The sequence below is a fragment of the Streptomyces adelaidensis genome (genome assembly GCF_016598475.1).
Classification (GTDB): Bacteria; Actinomycetota; Actinomycetes; order Streptomycetales; family Streptomycetaceae; genus Streptomyces; species Streptomyces adelaidensis.
The window spans coordinates 22,256-38,563 of sequence record NZ_JAEMUX010000078.1; the positions used below are offsets into that span (position 1 = coordinate 22,256).

The 16,308-nt window shown below is 69.4% G+C and carries 17 protein-coding genes and 1 pseudogene; 12 read left to right on the plus strand and 6 right to left on the minus strand.

Annotated elements, in window-relative coordinates:
* Positions 1 to 81: 81 nt before the first annotated feature.
* From I8N67_RS32485 to I8N67_RS32515, 7 genes are all read left to right on the plus strand, one after another.
* A complete protein-coding gene (locus I8N67_RS32485) occupies positions 82 to 1,179 on the plus strand; it encodes a hypothetical protein (protein ID WP_200307838.1) in 1,098 nt (365 codons plus the stop codon).
* 52 nt (positions 1,180 to 1,231) lie between these two features.
* Complete coding sequence (locus I8N67_RS32490; RefSeq protein ID WP_200307839.1) at positions 1,232 to 1,861, plus strand: hypothetical protein; 630 nt, start codon at positions 1,232 to 1,234, stop codon at positions 1,859 to 1,861.
* 25 nt (positions 1,862 to 1,886) lie between these two features.
* Entirely contained in the window at positions 1,887 to 2,516 is a 630-nt protein-coding gene (locus tag I8N67_RS32495; RefSeq protein ID WP_200307840.1) for a hypothetical protein, read from the plus strand.
* Positions 2,513 to 3,589 (plus strand): hypothetical protein, encoded by a 1,077-nt coding sequence (locus I8N67_RS32500; RefSeq protein WP_200307841.1) that lies wholly within the window; start codon positions 2,513 to 2,515, stop codon positions 3,587 to 3,589. The genes I8N67_RS32495 and I8N67_RS32500 overlap by 4 nt, the downstream gene beginning before the upstream one ends.
* Positions 3,586 to 4,308 carry a hypothetical protein gene (locus I8N67_RS32505; protein ID WP_234046655.1) on the plus strand — a complete coding sequence of 241 codons (723 nt, stop codon included), beginning with the start codon at positions 3,586 to 3,588 and terminating at the stop codon, positions 4,306 to 4,308. Before I8N67_RS32500 ends, I8N67_RS32505 begins: the two co-directional genes overlap by 4 nt.
* A 127-nt stretch (positions 4,309 to 4,435) precedes the next feature.
* Entirely contained in the window at positions 4,436 to 6,034 is a 1,599-nt protein-coding gene (locus tag I8N67_RS32510; RefSeq protein ID WP_234046656.1) for a WhiB family transcriptional regulator, read from the plus strand.
* Between the two features lie 23 nt (positions 6,035 to 6,057).
* Positions 6,058 to 6,339 carry a hypothetical protein gene (locus I8N67_RS32515; protein WP_200307842.1) on the plus strand — a complete coding sequence of 94 codons (282 nt, stop codon included), beginning with the start codon at positions 6,058 to 6,060 and terminating at the stop codon, positions 6,337 to 6,339.
* Positions 6,340 to 6,415: 76 nt separating this feature from the next.
* Here I8N67_RS32515 and I8N67_RS32520 read toward each other — a convergent pair whose 3' ends face one another.
* Both I8N67_RS32520 and I8N67_RS32525 read right to left on the minus strand, forming a co-directional pair.
* Positions 6,416 to 7,063: a Uma2 family endonuclease gene (locus I8N67_RS32520; RefSeq protein ID WP_234046657.1), complete on the minus strand. Its 648-nt coding sequence runs from the start codon at positions 7,061 to 7,063 to the stop codon at positions 6,416 to 6,418.
* A 97-nt stretch (positions 7,064 to 7,160) separates the two neighbouring features.
* A complete protein-coding gene (locus I8N67_RS32525; RefSeq protein WP_200307843.1) occupies positions 7,161 to 7,628 on the minus strand; it encodes an ATP-binding protein in 468 nt (155 codons plus the stop codon).
* Positions 7,629 to 7,863: 235 nt separating this feature from the next.
* On the opposite strand from I8N67_RS32525, the gene I8N67_RS32530 reads away from it, so the two are divergent.
* The 5 genes and pseudogenes from I8N67_RS32530 (at position 7,864) to I8N67_RS32550 (ending at position 13,386) form a co-directional block, all read left to right on the plus strand.
* Positions 7,864 to 8,745 (plus strand): helix-turn-helix domain-containing protein, encoded by an 882-nt coding sequence (locus I8N67_RS32530; RefSeq protein WP_200307844.1) that lies wholly within the window; start codon positions 7,864 to 7,866, stop codon positions 8,743 to 8,745.
* Between the two features lie 9 nt (positions 8,746 to 8,754).
* A complete protein-coding gene (locus tag I8N67_RS32535) occupies positions 8,755 to 8,946 on the plus strand; it encodes a DUF397 domain-containing protein (protein ID WP_200307845.1) in 192 nt (63 codons plus the stop codon).
* Positions 8,947 to 9,208: 262 nt separating this feature from the next.
* Positions 9,209 to 11,242, plus strand: a complete 2,034-nt coding sequence (locus I8N67_RS32540) for a fibronectin type III domain-containing protein (RefSeq protein WP_200307846.1) — start codon at positions 9,209 to 9,211, stop codon at positions 11,240 to 11,242.
* Between the two features lie 33 nt (positions 11,243 to 11,275).
* A pseudogene (locus I8N67_RS44930) lies at positions 11,276 to 12,095 on the plus strand (PA14 domain-containing protein); the annotation flags it as partial.
* A gap of 748 nt (positions 12,096 to 12,843) precedes the next feature.
* Entirely contained in the window at positions 12,844 to 13,386 is a 543-nt protein-coding gene (locus tag I8N67_RS32550) for a hypothetical protein (protein ID WP_200307848.1), read from the plus strand.
* Positions 13,387 to 13,502: 116 nt separating this feature from the next.
* Here the strand turns inward: I8N67_RS32550 and I8N67_RS32555 are convergent, their stop codons facing one another.
* The 4 genes from I8N67_RS32555 to I8N67_RS32570 all read right to left on the minus strand — a co-directional run.
* Positions 13,503 to 13,976 carry a heat shock protein transcriptional repressor HspR gene (locus tag I8N67_RS32555; RefSeq protein ID WP_200307849.1) on the minus strand — a complete coding sequence of 158 codons (474 nt, stop codon included), beginning with the start codon at positions 13,974 to 13,976 and terminating at the stop codon, positions 13,503 to 13,505.
* A 7-nt stretch (positions 13,977 to 13,983) separates the two neighbouring features.
* Positions 13,984 to 15,162 (minus strand): molecular chaperone DnaJ, encoded by a 1,179-nt coding sequence (gene dnaJ / locus I8N67_RS32560; RefSeq protein ID WP_200307850.1) that lies wholly within the window; start codon positions 15,160 to 15,162, stop codon positions 13,984 to 13,986.
* Positions 15,163 to 15,213: 51 nt separating this feature from the next.
* The gene (gene grpE, locus I8N67_RS32565) at positions 15,214 to 15,888 is read right to left on the minus strand and encodes a nucleotide exchange factor GrpE (protein ID WP_200307851.1); all 675 of its coding nucleotides are present in this window, start codon (positions 15,886 to 15,888) and stop codon (positions 15,214 to 15,216) included.
* Positions 15,885 to 16,308: Hsp70 family protein (locus tag I8N67_RS32570; protein WP_200307852.1), on the minus strand; the 424-nt coding region annotated here is incomplete at its 5' end. The genes grpE and I8N67_RS32570, both read right to left, overlap by 4 nt.

Here is a 16,308-nt window from a genome sequence, read left to right on the forward strand (position 1 = left end):
GCCCGAGGCCGACAGCACACCGGCGAGGCCGCACCGACTTCTGACGAGGTCAGGAGAATCTCAAAGCGGTTGCGTGCAGGCATGGCCCACCTTCCGGACAAGGAATACACAGAGCAACTCCGCAAGCGACTGAGGGACTTCGCTGCTGAGCAGGACATGGAACTGCCCACACCTGACACCCGATCGGCTTTCTGGTCCTACCGGTTGGAGGATCACCCGACAGTCGACGTGCAGGCTGGAGAACAGCTTCAGAGCATGCACATAGCGGCGGCATACACCGAGGCTCAGAACTCGATAGTCGATGACACCCTGCGGTATCTGGAGGGCACGCCCGGCGGAAAGGCGCTGGGTGAGCTCCACCTGTGGGATGCAAACGTCCAGAAGGCGCTGAAGCTGGACCGGGACACGGGCACGGCCCTTGCCTACGACGCCTGGGGTGCCCTCTCCCAGAGATACGCGGCTACGACCGAGACCGAAGCTCTCTTCTTCATGGCCGAGCTCAACCCGGGAACCGTCGCCTACCAGACGGAGTCCCGCCAGCTCCGCCAGGACGGCAAGCTCGACGTCATCAACTTCATGTATCCGCCGCCCATGGAAAAGTACGCGGATCTCGCCCCGGAAACACAGGAGTTGCTGGCCTCCCAGGCCGTACGCGCCCAGGTCCACACCTTCGGGTACGACGAGAACAACCCCAAGTACACGCCCCTGACCAAGGCTGGCCACCTCGACCTGGAGCAGCTGAAGTCGCTCCCCACCCCGGAGGCCCAGCGCGCCGCCGTCCTTGAGGTCTGCGCACGCGTGGCCGCTATGGACGGCCCCGCCCGTGCGGCCGACGTCGAGAAGTACGTCGAGGAGATCAAGGTCCTGCGCCCGGACCACGAGGTGGCCCTGCCCAGCGCCCCGGATCTGACATGGGCGGCCGAGGCCCGCGAGAAGCCCCAACCCATGGCCAGCACCCACGGCGTCTACCTGCCCGGCGTGGAGGTGAACGCCAAGGTGGCCGCCCAGCCGAGCAAACCGCTCGAAGCCGCGCCGCAGGCCGTCGCTGGCATGCACTTCCTGCCCGGAGTCACCGTGAAGCCCGTACCGGCGACCACAGCCCCGGCCCTCACCGAACCCGCTCCGACCCAAGCCCCGCCCGCCCCCGAGCGGGCCCACGGCACAGGCCTGGCGGAGTGAGCAAGCCGCCGCCGACCACCTGCCGTATCTCTCCAGCCCGAGGAGTCACCCCATGCCAGTCCTGACCGCCGACCGCACCCCCGACCAACTGGTCGAGGAACTGGGGCGGCTCATCGGCCTGGACTGGCCCACCCTCTGGGCCGGAGTCCCGGAGGACGAGGAGAAACTGGCGCCCTGGTGCGCCGGGTTCGGCTGGCGGCCGCTGTGGTTCGAGGCGGGCCAGTGGGTGCGTACGGCGCACGGCGGCCAGCTGTACCTGGCGTCGGTCGCACCCGGTCGGCCCGTCACCCGGGTGGAGCACGTCTTGTGGTCGGTCCGGTCCGGCTCGGCGGCGGAGAACGCAGCCGTGATGACCCTCGTCAGCCGCAAGTGGCCCTCCTACCTCGCCGCCGCGCAGGCCGTACTGAGCACGCCCGTCTGGTCAGGGGACTGGGACACCGACGGGTTCCCGGAGGCCCCCGGCCGCGCGTACTGGCGCGACGAAGGGTGGCGCCGGGAACACCGGGACCCGTACCGCCTCGCCGTGTGGTTCCCCCGTACGCCGGGGGCGCCCATGTGCGTACTCAGGGCGAACCTGTCGGCGGGTACGGCGGCCGGGTGGGGACCCGGCGGTGCGACGATCTCTCTCGCCTGCCACGGCCCCGCCGACCCCGAGGACGACGGCTCCGGCTGGCTGCTGTGACTACGAGGAACACGAGGTACTGATCATGGGACTCTCAGCTTCGGGCCCGCAGGACCGGACCCCACAGGAACTGATCACCGAACTGCGCGGACTGACGGACGTGGACTGGCCGACGATCTGGTCCGGCCCGCCCTACCCCGGCAAGGGCCTGGACATGTGGTGCGCACAGTTCGACTGGGTTCCGACGAGTTTCGAGCGGGTGCTCCAGGTCCGCACCGACACCGGCGGCCAGCTCACCCTCAACAATCTCGGCGGCAGCTGGGCCCCGGTGACCCACCTCAGCCACTGGCTCTGGGGAGCGAGCGCCGAAGCCGTCGAGGACAACCCAGCGGTGCTGGCGGAAGCAGTCCGTGTCTGGCCCATGTACCTGACGGCCGCCTGCGCCGTACTGGGCGAGCCCACCTGGGAGGGTGCCTGGGACGCGGAGGATTTTCCCGAGAACCTCGGCGACTACGACACCGGATCGCACGAGTACCGGTTCGAGCAGCAGAACCCGCACCGGTTGGCCTACTGGATGCCCCGCGAGGCCACCAGGCCGTTGGTGATCCTCGAGATCTTCCTCAAGTTGGACACCGTCGGACCTGAGCCCCGACGAGGGGCCGTGAACATGTCCATCGAGTTCCACCCGCGCCCGGTCGAGATCGGAGAACTGTGAGCCCACAGCCCATACCCCGGTACATCGAGCGACTCGCCCTCAAGCTCGCCAACCAGGAGGCCGAAGAGGCTCAGAAGGCGAACACACGGGATGGGTCACGGGCCATCGTCCGTCGTCTGACTGCCGAAGCCGAGGCCGGTGGCTTCGCGTCGGTCAGGGAATACATCGAGTCCGTGGCCAAAGACCGGGAAGGTGTCACGCCGCCGAAAGGCACCTCCCCCACCAGCGCCTTCTGGTCGCATGGCGTCCAGCACGACGACGCCCCGCTGAACTGGAGGGAGGAGCACTTCCTCGACAACCGGTATGTGGCCGAGGCCTGGGCCAGGACGCAGAACAAGAAGAATCCCGGCTCGGCGCAGACGCTCGAAACGACAGCCGGTGGCCGCAGGCTGAACGAGATGTACCTTTTCGAGAACGGGGTCCGTAAGGCACTCGGTGGCGACGAAGAGGGCTTCACGTACGAATGGGCCCGTGGCTGTTGGGCCAACATCTCCGAGAACTACGCCGCCGCGGCCCGCGGCCAGGTCGTCGTGTTCGCCGAGTCCGCGCACACGCGCTCGATCCTCTACAACCAGGAACTCCCCGCCCTTCACACGAACCCGTACGTCGGCGTGGACAACGTCAAGTTCGCCTATGCGCCGAGCAAGCAGTGGCCAGAGGCGTCGCGGAACGAGGTCGGCACCCATCAGATACGCGCGCAGGTACAGGTCGACGACCCGACCCTGCCGCACTACGTCGACGTCGCCGCGTACGCGAAACAGGATCCTGTCGCGCGCAAGGAGTCACTGGCCGCCGAGTGCGCGTCGGTGACGGCCGACCGCAAGGAGAGGGCAGCCGCGAAGGCCGCAGCCACCCCCACCACGAACGAGGCGGAAGTTCCCGAAGCCGAAACGCCTGCCGTCGAATCATCGGCCCAACCCCCACAGCCGCCGACCCGCGTCCCTGTCTGGCAAGTCGGATTCAAACCCGTACCTGTCAAGAACGAGGCACGAGCCGCCACTTCGACCACCACCCCCACGGCTCCGCAGATCCCGGACCTCGGAAAACAAGCCACAGGCACAGGGCTGGAATGACCACGAAGACGAGCAAGCAGCCAAAGACGGACGCGAAGACGAACCCCAAGGTGGGCACACGGCGGGAATCGAAGCCACAGCGCCCTGTCCCCGACGCGGCCCGCCCGGCCTCCCCCCTGCCCGGCCTCCGCCGCCTCCTCCACCAGGACAGGAACGACCCCTGGGCCGTACGCATGCTCCCCCGCATCGTCTTCGGCCTGGCCGCCGCCTTCACCCTGTTCACCATCGCCTCGCAGAGCGGCTCCTCCTTCGTGATGGTCTGCGTTCTGCTGCTGCTCGGCGGAGCCGTCTGGCTGCTCCGCCGTCGCACCCAACTCCTCCTGGCCCTCGCCTCGACCATCCTCGCCGCCGCCTTCAGCGGCTACTTCTCGGCGGCGGGCGACGCGGCGCGCATGAGCACGAGCGCCGCGGTCACCGGGACGGCGGCGTTCGGGTACTGGGCGGTGGCCGGGATGGCGTTGCTGGGTGCGTGGATGGTGAAGGAGCATCCGGGGCGGCGCGGGGTCACGGTCGTGCTCGCCGATGTGATTCTCGTCATCGGCTCGGTCGCCGGCATGTTCGCACCGGAGGTGGGCGTACCGGTCGGATTCGTCGGCGTGCTCGCGGTGTTGGCCGCACGCGGCAGTGGTGTGAAGGCAGTGATCGGGCGGGTCAGGAGGGTCCAGCGGGCCTTCGGTCGGCTGCGTCGGCGTGAAGCCCCTGAAACGGCGGACAGTTGAGGCTCTTGTGAATGGTTCGTCGCGACACTGTTTGTTTCCGGCCAGTACTTTGCACATGCGTTGCAACAGTTTGACAGGTTGCTTTAGAGTCCCCCGCGATCGCAGATCACCACGGGGGACATTACACATGCGTATGGCGAGCCATACGACGCTGGCCAGACTGCCCGCCCAGCCTGCCCGCAAGGCGGTTGTACGGGAAGTCCACATACCCGACGCGGCATTGCCCTGTCGGCGTCGGCCGGACGTCTTCCAGCATCCGTTGCTGGACAACTTCGAGAATTCACACGACCCGGACGGCTCGAACGGCATGGACGGCCCGGACGGTATGGACCGTACGACGGCAGCCGCGGCCCTCACCCCCGCCCAGCGCCGTCAGCGACTCGTCCTCCTCCGCACCGCACGCGACCTGTGCGCCTCCTGCCCCCTCTGGGCGGAGTGCCTGCAGGACGCCGTCGCGTACGCGGAACCGTACGGATACACGGCCGCGACCACCTTCGACGACAGGCGTTCGCTGCGCCGCACGCTCGGCATCGGCGACGAGAACGGCGACCTGCCGGCGCACGCCGCGGTCCGCTTCGACTCCGGTTCCGTACCCCGGCGGCTGATCCGGCTCAGGTCCCGCGCCGACGAGTCGTCAGCGCTTTCCGCGACCCGCCGCCAGGCGGCGCCGGAGCTTCCCGAACTGGAACGGATCCTCGACGCGTTCGACCTGCTTCAGGGTCAACTGGCCCATGACCAGAGGCTATTGAGGGAACAGGCACAGCGTGGGCCTGCGGCCCCGCTGTTGCATTCGCACACCACCACACAGGCAACGCACAGACGGCCGCCCCTCTCGGGCGGGCCGGCACACATGCCCGGACCGTCGGGCGACAGGAGCGAGGAACCCATGGCAGCGGCCGAGGCCGGGCAACGGATCACCTTCTCGTACGAGGATCCGGCCCTGGCCGTACGGCAGGCCGTGCTCGGCCCGCTGGTGCGCTCCGCCCTGCCCGCGCTCACCAGCCTCGACCAGCTCGTCACCATGCTGACGCGCATGCCCGGCGGCGACACCGCCCCCGAGCCACCGCGCAACCTTCCTGCCGTACGGGAAGCCGTCGAGTCCCTGCTCCCGGACGGCGCCGACGACGGACCGGAGCACGCCGCCGGCCTTCCCGCCCCGCGCCCGCTCACCGGTTCCGTCTCCGTCGAGCTCGCCACCACCGACCCGGTGGCCGCGCTGCGCCGCGACATCCTGGAGCCGCTGCTGCGCGAACTGGCCGCCACCCTCGCGAACATAGAGAAGGTCGCGGCCATGCTGGCGGCCACCTCGGACGACTCCGGCGACGCCCACCTGGAGACGATCCGCACCGCCCTGCGCGAGATCCACGACTGCCTCCCCCGGTCGGCCCCGCCCATGACCCACTCCGCACGTTTCGCGCACGCCGGGCAGCCGGCCGCCGCCGTGGCGAGCCCGGCACGCCGTACCGCCCTCGCCCCCAGCATCCGCGCCGCCGTCGAGAAGGCCGTGGCCGCCTTCCCCGGCGCGTTCTCCGCCCGCGACGTGCTGCGCGCCCTGCCGACGGGCGTGTACGCCGACCCGTCGAAGACCATCAGCAACGTCCTGTCGACGATGGTCAAGTCGGGCCGCCTGCAACGGCTGTCGCGCGGCACGTACGCTCGCGTCCTGGACGTCGAGGCCATCGACGACATTCTCCTCCCCGAGCGGGGAGAGGCGAAGAGCGCCTGAGCCGGAAGGAACCCCCGACCCCGATGACCGAACCGACCCCGCCCCCGACCCCGGCCACGCCCGCCGCGAATCCCGGCGCAGCGGACGCCCAGGTACACGTCTTCTCCCCCAACGCCGGCCTGATCGACGGCGTCCCCGTCACCGCCCCGCCCTACGGCGACATCCAGGACGTCGTCCTGTCGATCCTCCAGCAGCGCGCCCAACAACTGGGCGCTCCCACCCCGGCGACGATCACGGACAACCGGTACGGCGGGGCGATCCGCCTGCTGATCTACCCGGACGGCACTACGGAACAGCTGGACTGAGGGCTGGTTGTGGCTTCGGCCCGCCGCGGAGCGGTCACTTCTCGGGGTCGGTGCCGCCGGGTGCGATCCGCTCTGTTCAGCCCCGCTTCGGCCCCGTAATCGCCTCACCGATGACAAACCCCTTGGCGGGCCCTTCGGGAATGGTCACGTCAGTGCCGTAGGGGACGCGGTGGATGTCCTCCCAGTCGGCCTTGTCGGGGCGGGGCCCGGTGAAGAGGGTGACAGCGCCCTGGCCGTCGTAGTCGTCGATGATCACGTAGACGGGGATGCCCGCGCGGGCGTACTCGCGGCGCTTGCGGACGCGGTCACGGTCCTGGTTGCTCCTGCCCGGGGAGACGACTTCGACGACCAACGAGACGGTGTGCGCTTTGATCCCGAGGCCGTCCTCGTCCTCGATCAGCTCCGCGTCCCGGGGCGCCACGAGCCCATCCGGAATCCACGCCCTGCGTGCATGGATCACGTTCGTGTCGTTCCAGGCGCCGTACTCGCTCCCCTTCAGATAAAGCGCCAGGTCATCCCGTAGGCGGTTGACGACCTGAGCATGTGCAAAGCGACCGGTGGGCGACACCTCGATGGCTCCCTCAATGATCTCAGCGCGGTAGCCCTCGGGGAGTTCCATGGCCTTCCATACCTGCCACAGACCCTCGTCACGGTTGGGTTCGTTCACGAATTCAGCCCCAGCCTCGGACATGGTCTCGGGCCTCTCATGTGCAAGAGCGGTCAAGGTGGCACCTCCTCCTCAAGTGTGGGCTTGGCGTGCCTGGGGCACAAGCAACGCCGTTACGGTAGGCGGCCATACGGGCTCACCTGCGAAAACGTCCTCACTTCACTCGAACTGGTGACGCAGGACCGCCGCACCCCGCAAGCCCCAACTCGAACCACACCCCCTTCGCGAACCGCCCCGTCCGCCCGTCCGCGACCCCCCACCCGTCCGCCATCTCCTCCACGAGCGCGAGCCCCCGCCCCCAACAGGCAACAGCGCCCCCACCCCCTGGCCGCGCCACGACCGGAGGGTCCGCGCTCTCGTCGAACACGCTCACCCGCAGCCGGGCCGGGGTGAGACGGACCCGGAGCATGGCGGTGCCCTTGGTGTGGAGGTGGACGTTGGTGACGAGCTCGGAGGTGCACAGGGCGGCGGGCATGACGAGGTGTTCCCGGTCGTGGGTGAAGAGGACGGCCCGTACGAAGTCCCGGCACAGGCGGGGCGCGGTCGCGTCGGCCTGGGCGAACAGGCTGTAGTGGTGGATGAGCTGGGCGGGGCGGTGGGCGGCACGGCGGGCTGGGTCCATGGGGGCTCCTGACTGCGTGGGAGAGGGCTCGGGTCCACTGCTCGGCGATGGCGTTGCCCTGGCGGGTGCTCTGTCGGCTTATGGGCAGGGGGAGTTGATCAATAGGTCCCGTTGCGTGACTTATTACACACTCACGGTAGGACTTAAGGGCTCAACATCTCAACCCAGTCACCTGATCGAGTGGACCGATCACCTACCGCCGTGCAGACTTTGCGCGAGCCAGCAGGGAGTGACCGTGGGACTACGCACCACCATCAGCGAACGTCAGCGCCGCCTCGGATTCGAACTCAAACAACTGCGCGAAGAGGCGGGCTTGAACGCCGCAGAAGCCGCTCAGCGGATCGGCATGAGCCGGGCGCAGCTGAGCCATATCGAACTGGGGCGCACATCGATCCTGACCGAGCGCCTGCTGGAGTTGTGCCGCACATACCGTTGCACAGACGAGCCCTACATTGACGCACTGGTGTCCATGTCCGAGGCGAACGGCAGGGGGTGGTGGAGCGTGTACAAGAAGCGACTGGGGCCCGGCGCGCTCAACCTGGCCGAGCTGGAGGCGGAGGCCGTGACCCTGCGGATGCACGAGTCGCTGTTCATCCCGGGGCTCTTCCAGACCGCCGACTACGCGCGGGCCATCTTCAACAGCCCCAAGCTGGGCTTCGAGAACATCGAGGACGGCCTGAGGTTCCGCGTGGAGAGGCAGCACATCCTCGCCCGTGAGAACCCGCCCTCCGTGCACGCCGTGATCCACGAAGCGGCGCTGCACATGCGGTTCGGCAGCGCCCAAGTCGTACGCGAGCAGTTGGTGCGGCTCATCGAGCTGGCCCGCCTGCCCCACGTGACCATCCAGGTCTATCCGTTCAGCGCGCAGGCGTACGCCGCCCTCAGCGGGAACTTCGTCCATGCCATTCCTCGCACGGCGCGGCTCGGCACCGTGGTGCTCGACCGCGCGACGGGATCCGACTACCTACGGGAGCCGACCCAACTCCAGCAGTACAACGCGCTGTTCGAGCGGCTGGCCGAGAACGCCCTCAACCCGGTCGACGTATCGTTGGCCCCCGAAGCACACTCGGTGAAGGACTCGCTCGCCCTCATCCAGCATCTGCTCTACACGCTCTAGGAGGCCCGGATGCCCGAACTGAACTGGCAGAAGTCCTCATTCAGCGGCGGCCCCGAGAGCAGCTGCCTCTACATAGCCCCCGCCCCCGACGGCACCCTCCGCCTACGCGAGAGCGACGAGCCCCACGTCATCCTGGCCACCGCCCCGGACGGCCTCGCCGCGCTCCTGCGGCACGTCAAAAGCGACCCAGTCGCTCGCTGAAGCCTTTCCAAAGGCAGAAGCCGCACCACACCCCCCAGGTCGCGTCACTCGTCCAGGCGTGAACGGCCCGAACCCGCCGGCGGCATACGCGGCGCCGAGTTCGGCCCCAGGCGTCACCGAGTCCATCAGGACTGCGGCGCCGTCCGTCTCCCACACACCCCGTACAACCAAACCCCCACCTCAGCGGTCTGATCGTTGTCGGCGGCGACGTCCCCCTCCGCCGGCGATCAGACAGATCAGGCATCAGCACTCAAGGACCCCAGTGACCCGACCCAGACGTACGACGGCCGCTGCCACCACCGTCGTCCTCGCCACCGCCGGCGGTCTGCTCACCGCGACCGCAGCACCCGCGTCCGCCGCCGTGACCTGCGCCTCTCCCGTCTTCAAGCGGCAGACGTACGCCAACACCACCTTCTCCGGCACCCCGAAGAAGACCGACTGCGACAGCGCCATCGACCAGAACTGGGGCACCGGCGCGCCCGCCACCGGCCTGCCGAGCAACAACTTCGGGGTCCGCTGGACGGTCACCCGCGACTTCGGCTCCGGCGGACCGTTCACGTTCTCCGCCTCCGCGCTGGACGGCGTACGGGTCTACCTCGACGGCACCCGCAAGATCGACCTGTGGAAGAACGTCTCGTCGACCGTCTCCAAGACCGTCAACCTGACCGTCCCGTCCGGCAAGCACACCCTGCGCGTCGACTACGTCAACTGGACCGGCTCCGCCAAGGTCAAGTTCACCTACACGCCCCGGACGTCGGCCACGGTCGACAAGACCAAGCCCCTCGCCCCGACCGCCGCGACGGCGACGTACGACCAGGCGACCGGCCGCACCAGGCTCAGCTGGGCGGCCAACAAGGAGATGGACCTCGCGGGCTACCGGGTCTACCGGCGACTCAAGGGCGCCTCCTTCGGCAGTACGCCCCTCCTGACGACCACCTCCACGTCGGCCACGGACACCACGCTCCCCAAGACCGGCGCGACATACTACTACGAGATCCGCGCCTACGACAAGGCCGGCAACGTCTCCACGGGGACCGCCGACCAAGGCGTCACGACCGTCGACAAGACCGCGCCCGCCGCGCCCACCGGCGTGGAGGACAACTGGGACTTCGGTCGGACGACCGAAGTCAAGATGTCCTGGGACCAGGTCCAGGCGGCGGACCTGGCCGGCTATCGCGTGTACCGGTCCACCGCCCACCCGGTCGTGCTCGCCGACGCGGAACTGGTGAGCGAGCGGGGGCAGTACGAGTCGTACTACTCGGAGATCCCGCCGGCCACCGGTGCCTGGTACTACTACGTCGTCACCGCCGTCGACACGGCCGGCAACGAGTCGGCGGCCTCGGGCACCGCCATGTTCGAGACGTGGGACAAGACCCCGCCGACCGTCACCGCCGAGAACCTCAAGGCCGTGGACGGCGAGCGCGACGTCACGCTGAACTGGTCGTGGGACCGGACGGGGGGCTCGGATCCCACGTTCAAGGTCTACCGTGACGGCGCCGAGATCGGCTCCGGCTTCGGCTCCTCCTTCGTGGACACCGCCGTCAAGCGCTCCACGTCGTACACGTACACGGTCTACGCCGTCGACGGCGCCGGCAACTTCGGCCCCGCCTCGCCGACGGTGACGGTCGACCACGTGGGCGACTACACGGCCCCCGGCCCGGTCACCGGCCTGACGGCGACCCCGGTCGGGAACGGCATCAAGCTCGACTGGGACGACAGCGCCGCCGACGACGTCGCCGACTACACGATCCACCGGGGCGTGTACGCCGACGAAGAGTGGACGTACACCGACATCAGCGACAGCCTCCCGTACGGCACCATGTGGTCCCAGAACCTCGACCGGATGCTGCCCGACGGCGAGAGCTTCCGCTACAAGGTCGTCGCCGTCGACAAGGACGGCAACACCCTCGACGCCGCCTCCGCCGACGTACCCATCGTGGACGCCACCGAACTGGACATGCGGCCGACCGAGGCCACCCCGGGGGACGGGTCGCCGATCGAGTCGCTGAACGTCGACGACTACGGCCCCCTCATGGACGCCGAGGGCATCCGGTCCATGGGGTGGAGCTACGCGGCGGAGCAGGACCCGAACGGCCCGGCGACCCACTTCCGCGTCTACCGCTGGGACCCGGCCGCCGGTGCGTACGTCCAGCTCGGCGACACGGCGGACAACCCCGGCAACCACTCGTACACGGACTACAAGGCGAAGGCCGGCACCACCCTCTTCTACCGGGTGACGGCCGTGTACGCGGACGGCACGGAGTCCGTGCCCGTCGGCGACCACACCCTCACCTGACCGGCCGCCCCACATCAAGACCAGAGGACCCCAGTGATCCCAGCCAGACGCACGACGGCCGCGACCGCCACCGCCGTCGTGCTCGCCACCGCCGGCACCCTGCTCGCCGTCACGGCCCCGGCCGCGAACGCGGCCGTCACGTGCACGTCGCCCGTCTACAAACGGCAGTTCTACGGCAACACCACCTTCTCCGGTACGCCGAAGAAGACCGACTGCGACTCGAAGATCAGCGAGAGCTGGGGCACGGGCGCCCCCGCCACCGGACTGCCGAAGAACAACTTCGGCGTCCGCTGGACGGTGACGCGCGACTTCGGCTCCGGCGGCCCGTTCACCTTCACGGCCGCCGCGCAGGACGGCATCCGCGTCTACGTCGACGGTGTCCGCAAGGTCAGCCTGTGGAAGAACGTCACGTCGACGGTGAAGAAGACCGTCAACGTCACGATCCCCTCCGGCAAGCACACCCTGCGGATCGACTTCGTCAACTGGACCGGCTCCGCCACCGTCTCCTTCGCGTACACGCCCCGCACGTCTGCGGCCGTCGACACGGTCAAGCCCCTTGCCCTGACGGGCACTTCGGTCACGTACGACACCAGGGGCGGCAACGCCGCGCTGTCGTGGACGAAGAACAAGGAGATGGACCTCGCCGGCTACCGGGTCTACCGGCGGCTCAAGGGCGCCTCCTTCGGCACCAAGCCCCTCACAACGACCACCGCCACCTCGTACACCGACACGACCCTCCCGGTGACCGGCGACACGTACTACTACGAGCTGCGCGCCTACGACAAGGCGGGCAACGAGTCGGCGGGTACGGCGGACAAGGCCGTGACCACCGTCGACCGGACCGCGCCCGGTGTGCCGCAGGGCCTGGAGGTCACCGACTCCTCCGAGACGGGCGGGCTGCGGACCGGCTGGAGCACGGTCGCGGGAGCGGTCTCGTACCGGGTGTACCGAGCGGCGAGCGCGGACGGCGACTTCGCCCGGGTCGGCAGCACGAATCAGCTCTCCTACCAGGACACGACCGGCGAGACGGGCGCGACGTACTACTACCGCGTGACCGCCCTCGACGTGGCGGGCAACGAGTCCGAGCCGTCCGCCGCCGTCAGCGGCCGGCGGCGGGACGACACCCCGCCATCCGCCGTCACGGGGCTGACGGCGAGCCCGACCGAGTACGGCTTCGAGCTGAACTGGGACGCGAATCCGACGCCCGACCTGGCCCGTTACATCGTCTACGGCGGTGTGCTGATCGGCGACGAGGAGGAGAAGGTCTGCTCGGCGGGCGAGGTGGAGTGGCTGTCGGCCGACACGACCTCGTACGCGTACCAGACCGTCCCCGACGGCGAGGAGCGCTGCTTCTTCATCGACGCCGTCGACGACGACTGGAACTCCCACTACCAGTGGACCCGCGAGCCGAACGTCGTGATCGCGACCGAGCTGGACACGCCGAGCGAGCCGACAGCCGAGTCCTCCTCCTGAAGGGAGTTGAGCGGTTCCGGAGCAGGGGCAACCTTGTAGGACGTATCGGCCGTCCTACAAGGTGACGTACCGGCCACTCGTCGGCCCACCGACCACTCGTCGGCCCCCGCCCAGCGAAGGACCACCGCATGCCGAAGGACCCCGCACCCCAGGACGAGCCGGTCGTGGAAGCCCTCGTGGAGGACGACCGGTTCGGTGAGATCTCCGTGCGGCTGGACGTCGTACGGGGTGAAGTCGTCGTGGCGGGGGAGCGGGTGCCCCGGATCGAGATACGGCGGGCGGAGGGGGCCGAGATGGAGGAGCACATCCCGGTCGGGACACGGGACGGCGCCCTGCTCACCCTCACCGTCGACGGCGCGGACGCCGTCATCGAGCCCGCCGAGGGCCGGCTGACGCGGCGTTCGTTCCGCGTCGACGTCTGGTACGGGGAGCACTCCTGGCGCCTGGTCCCCAACTCCACAGGCGACAGCGGCCTGTTCCGTGACGCGACGGAGCACATCGGGGACTTCTCCTCCGAGGGCGACGGCAAGGTCGTCGGGGAGTGGCGCGAGGACGCCGAGCCGGACGCCCTGGACGCCGCCTTCGGCTACGCCCTCGCCGCCGCGTTCGGCACAGGCGCCGAGTCCACGTGGCTGCTCACCGCCGGGGCGGTCGGCGACTTCTTCGTCTGACAGCCGTACGTCGCCTCGTCGCTCTGACAGCCGTACGTCGCTCACCCACTCGTACACGCGAACGGCCCCGCCGGTACCGGAAAGTACCGACAGGGCCCTTCACTCGCTACGTCCCGTCAGTCCGACGGCTGCCGCCCCTTGGGCCGCCACACCACCAACGCGCTGCTCTGCTGCATCTCCTGATACGGCACCAGGTCGCGCCGGTACGACGCGTGCACCGCGGCCTCGCGCTGCCGCATCGTCGCGGCGGCGCCGTCGAGGGCGGACTCCATCTCGACGATTCTCGCCTGGAGGGCCGCGACCTGGTTCTCCAGTTCGATGATGCGCTTGATGCCGGCCAGGTTGATGCCCTCGTCCTGCGACAACTGCTGGACGGCGCGCAGCAGTTCGATGTCGCGGGCCGAGTAGCGGCGGCCGCGCCCGGCGGTGCGGTCCGGGGAGACCAGGCCGAGGCGGTCGTACTGGCGCAGGGTCTGCGGGTGCAGACCGGAGAGCTGGGCGGCCACCGAGATGACGTACACCGGTGTCTCTTCCGTCAGCTCGTACGCCCTGCCCAGTGGATTCTGTCTACGGCGGCCGGGTGTGTCCATGGTGTCGTCATGCTCCCTTCGCGGCCTGGAACAGCTCCGCTCGCGGGTCCTCGCCCGCGGTCGCCTCGCGATACGCCTCCAGGGCGTCACGAGCCTTCCCCGACAGGTCCTGCGGAACACTCACCTCGACGGTGATCAGCAGGTCCCCGCGGGTGCCGTCCTTGCGGAAGGCGCCCTTGCCGCGGGCCCGCATCGTCCGGCCGTTGGGGGTGCCCGGAGGCAGTTTCAGGGTGACCGGCGGACCGCCCAGGGTGGGGACCCTGACCTCGCCGCCGAGCGCCGCCTCCGGATACGTCACCGGCACGGTCACCGTGAGGTTGTCGTCCTTGCGGCCGAACACCGGGTGCGGGTCGACGTGCACGACGACATACAGGTCACCGGCGGGTCCGCCCCGCTCACCGGGCGCGCCCTTGCCGCGCAGCCGGATCCGCTGGCCGTCGGAGACACCCGCCGGGATGCGGACCTGCATGGTGCGGGACGACTTGGCGCGGCCCGAGCCCTTGCAGATGTCGCAGGGGTGCTCGGCGATCAGGCCCCGGCCCTTGCAGTCCGGGCAGGGGTCGGTCAGGGAGAAGCCGCCGCCGGAGCCCCGCGCGACCTGGCCGGTGCCGACACACGTGGGGCACACGCGGGGTGTGCCGTTGGCGTCGCCGGTGCCCGAACAGATTTTGCAGGGCGACTGCGAGGACATCCGCAGCGGTACGGTCGCGCCCTCGATGGCCTCGGTGAAGCTCAGCGTGACCTCGGACTCGATGTCCTGGCCGCGCCGGGGCTGCACCCGCGTGGTGCCGGAGCTGCCGCGGTTGAACAGGCCCCCGAAGACATCCCCGATGCCTCCACCGAAGCCGCCCGCGCCCTGGCCGCCCTGGGGACCACCGCCGAAGAGGTCACCCAGGTCGAAGTTGAACGAGCCGCCGCCCGCGCCGGGTCCCGGACGGAACCCGCCGTTGCCGAAGAGGGTGCGGGCCTCGTCGTACTCCTTGCGCTTCTTGGGGTCGCCGAGGATGTCGTTCGCCTCGGAGATCTCCTTGAAGCGCTCCTCGGCCCTGGTGTTGCCCTTGTTGGCGTCCGGGTGGAACTCGCGGGCGAGCTTGCGGTACGCCTTCTTGATCTCGGCCTCGGTGGCGTCCTTGGGGACGCCGAGGACCTTGTAGTAGTCCTTCTCGATGAAGTCCTTGGTGCTCATCCTCGACGTCCCTCCTTCCACTCGGACCGCTCGGCGTGCACGCCGACGGCGTCAGCCCTCGTCCGGGCCACCGCTCTCCTTGTCGTCGGCCGCCTCCGCCTCGTCGGCCTTGGCGGTCTGCGCCCCTGGCTGGGGCTCGGCCACGGCCACCCGCGCGGGGCGGATGGTGCGCTCGCCGATGCGATACCCCGGCTGGAGGATCGCCACGCACGTCGTCTCGGTGACGTCGGGCGCGTAACTGTGCATCAAAGCCTCGTGGATGGTCGGGTCGAAGGGCTCGCCCTCCTTGCCGAACTGCATGAGGCCCAGCTTCGCCGCGACGGTTTCGAGCGACTCGGCGACGGACTTGAAGCCGCCGACGAGTTCGCTGTGCTCCCGCGCGCGGCCGATGTCGTCGAGCACCGGCAGGAGTTCGGTCAGGAGGTTCGCGATGGCGATCTCCTTGACCGTGATCCGGTCGCGCTCGACCCGGCGGCGGTAGTTCTGGTACTCGGCCTGGAGCCGCTGGAGGTCCGCCGTGCGCTCACCGAGCGCCGTACGCACCTGGTCCAACTGCGCCGTCAGACCGGCCACCTGGGCCGCTGCTGCCGCGTCCCCGGCCGGGGCCGCCCCCTCCTGGGGGGCGGCCTTCGGCTCGGCTTCGTCCGATCCGGAGGGGACGTCGGGCTGCTGCTGCGGCTGGCCTTGCGGCTGCTGCTCGTCGAAGCCCGGGGTCTCCTCTGTCACGCGGCACCGTCCTTGCGGTCACGGTCCTCGTCGACGATCTCGGCGTCGACGACGTCGTCATCCACCTTGGCCTCACCGGCGCCGGCGCCGGCCTCGGGGCCCGCGGCCTGCGCGGCCTGGGCGTCCGCGTACAGGGCCTGGCCGAGCTTCTGCGAGACGGCCGCGACCTTCTCCGTGGAGGTGCGGATCTCGGCGGTGTCCTCGCCCTTGAGCGCGGCCTTCAGCTCCTCGACGGACGCCTCGACCTCGGTCTTGATGTCGCCGGGGACCTTGTCCTCGTTGTCCTTGAGGAACTTCTCCGTCTGGTAGACGAGCTGCTCGCCCTGGTTGCGGGTCTCGGCGGCCTCGCGGCGGGCGTGGTCCTCCTCCGCGTACTTCTCGGCCTCCTGGCGCATCCGGTCGACCTCGTCCTTCGGCAGC

What these genes read in the sequence shown, in the direction of transcription:
- I8N67_RS32485 (WP_200307838.1), top strand. Translation starts at nt 82, where the DNA reads ATGGCCCACCTTCCGGACAAGGAATACACAGAGCAACTCCGCAAGCGA.
- I8N67_RS32515 (WP_200307842.1), top strand. Translation starts at nt 6,058, where the DNA reads ATGACCGAACCGACCCCGCCCCCGACCCCGGCCACGCCCGCCGCGAAT.
- I8N67_RS32490 (WP_200307839.1), top strand. Translation starts at nt 1,232, where the DNA reads ATGCCAGTCCTGACCGCCGACCGCACCCCCGACCAACTGGTCGAGGAA.
- I8N67_RS32505 (WP_234046655.1), top strand. Translation starts at nt 3,586, where the DNA reads ATGACCACGAAGACGAGCAAGCAGCCAAAGACGGACGCGAAGACGAAC.
- I8N67_RS32555 (WP_200307849.1), bottom strand. Translation starts at nt 13,976, where the DNA reads ATGGACACACCCGGCCGCCGTAGACAGAATCCACTGGGCAGGGCGTAC.
- dnaJ (WP_200307850.1), bottom strand. Translation starts at nt 15,162, where the DNA reads ATGAGCACCAAGGACTTCATCGAGAAGGACTACTACAAGGTCCTCGGC.
- I8N67_RS32495 (WP_200307840.1), top strand. Translation starts at nt 1,887, where the DNA reads ATGGGACTCTCAGCTTCGGGCCCGCAGGACCGGACCCCACAGGAACTG.
- I8N67_RS32510 (WP_234046656.1), top strand. Translation starts at nt 4,436, where the DNA reads ATGCGTATGGCGAGCCATACGACGCTGGCCAGACTGCCCGCCCAGCCT.
- I8N67_RS32525 (WP_200307843.1), bottom strand. Translation starts at nt 7,628, where the DNA reads ATGGACCCAGCCCGCCGTGCCGCCCACCGCCCCGCCCAGCTCATCCAC.
- I8N67_RS32550 (WP_200307848.1), top strand. Translation starts at nt 12,844, where the DNA reads ATGCCGAAGGACCCCGCACCCCAGGACGAGCCGGTCGTGGAAGCCCTC.
- I8N67_RS32535 (WP_200307845.1), top strand. Translation starts at nt 8,755, where the DNA reads ATGCCCGAACTGAACTGGCAGAAGTCCTCATTCAGCGGCGGCCCCGAG.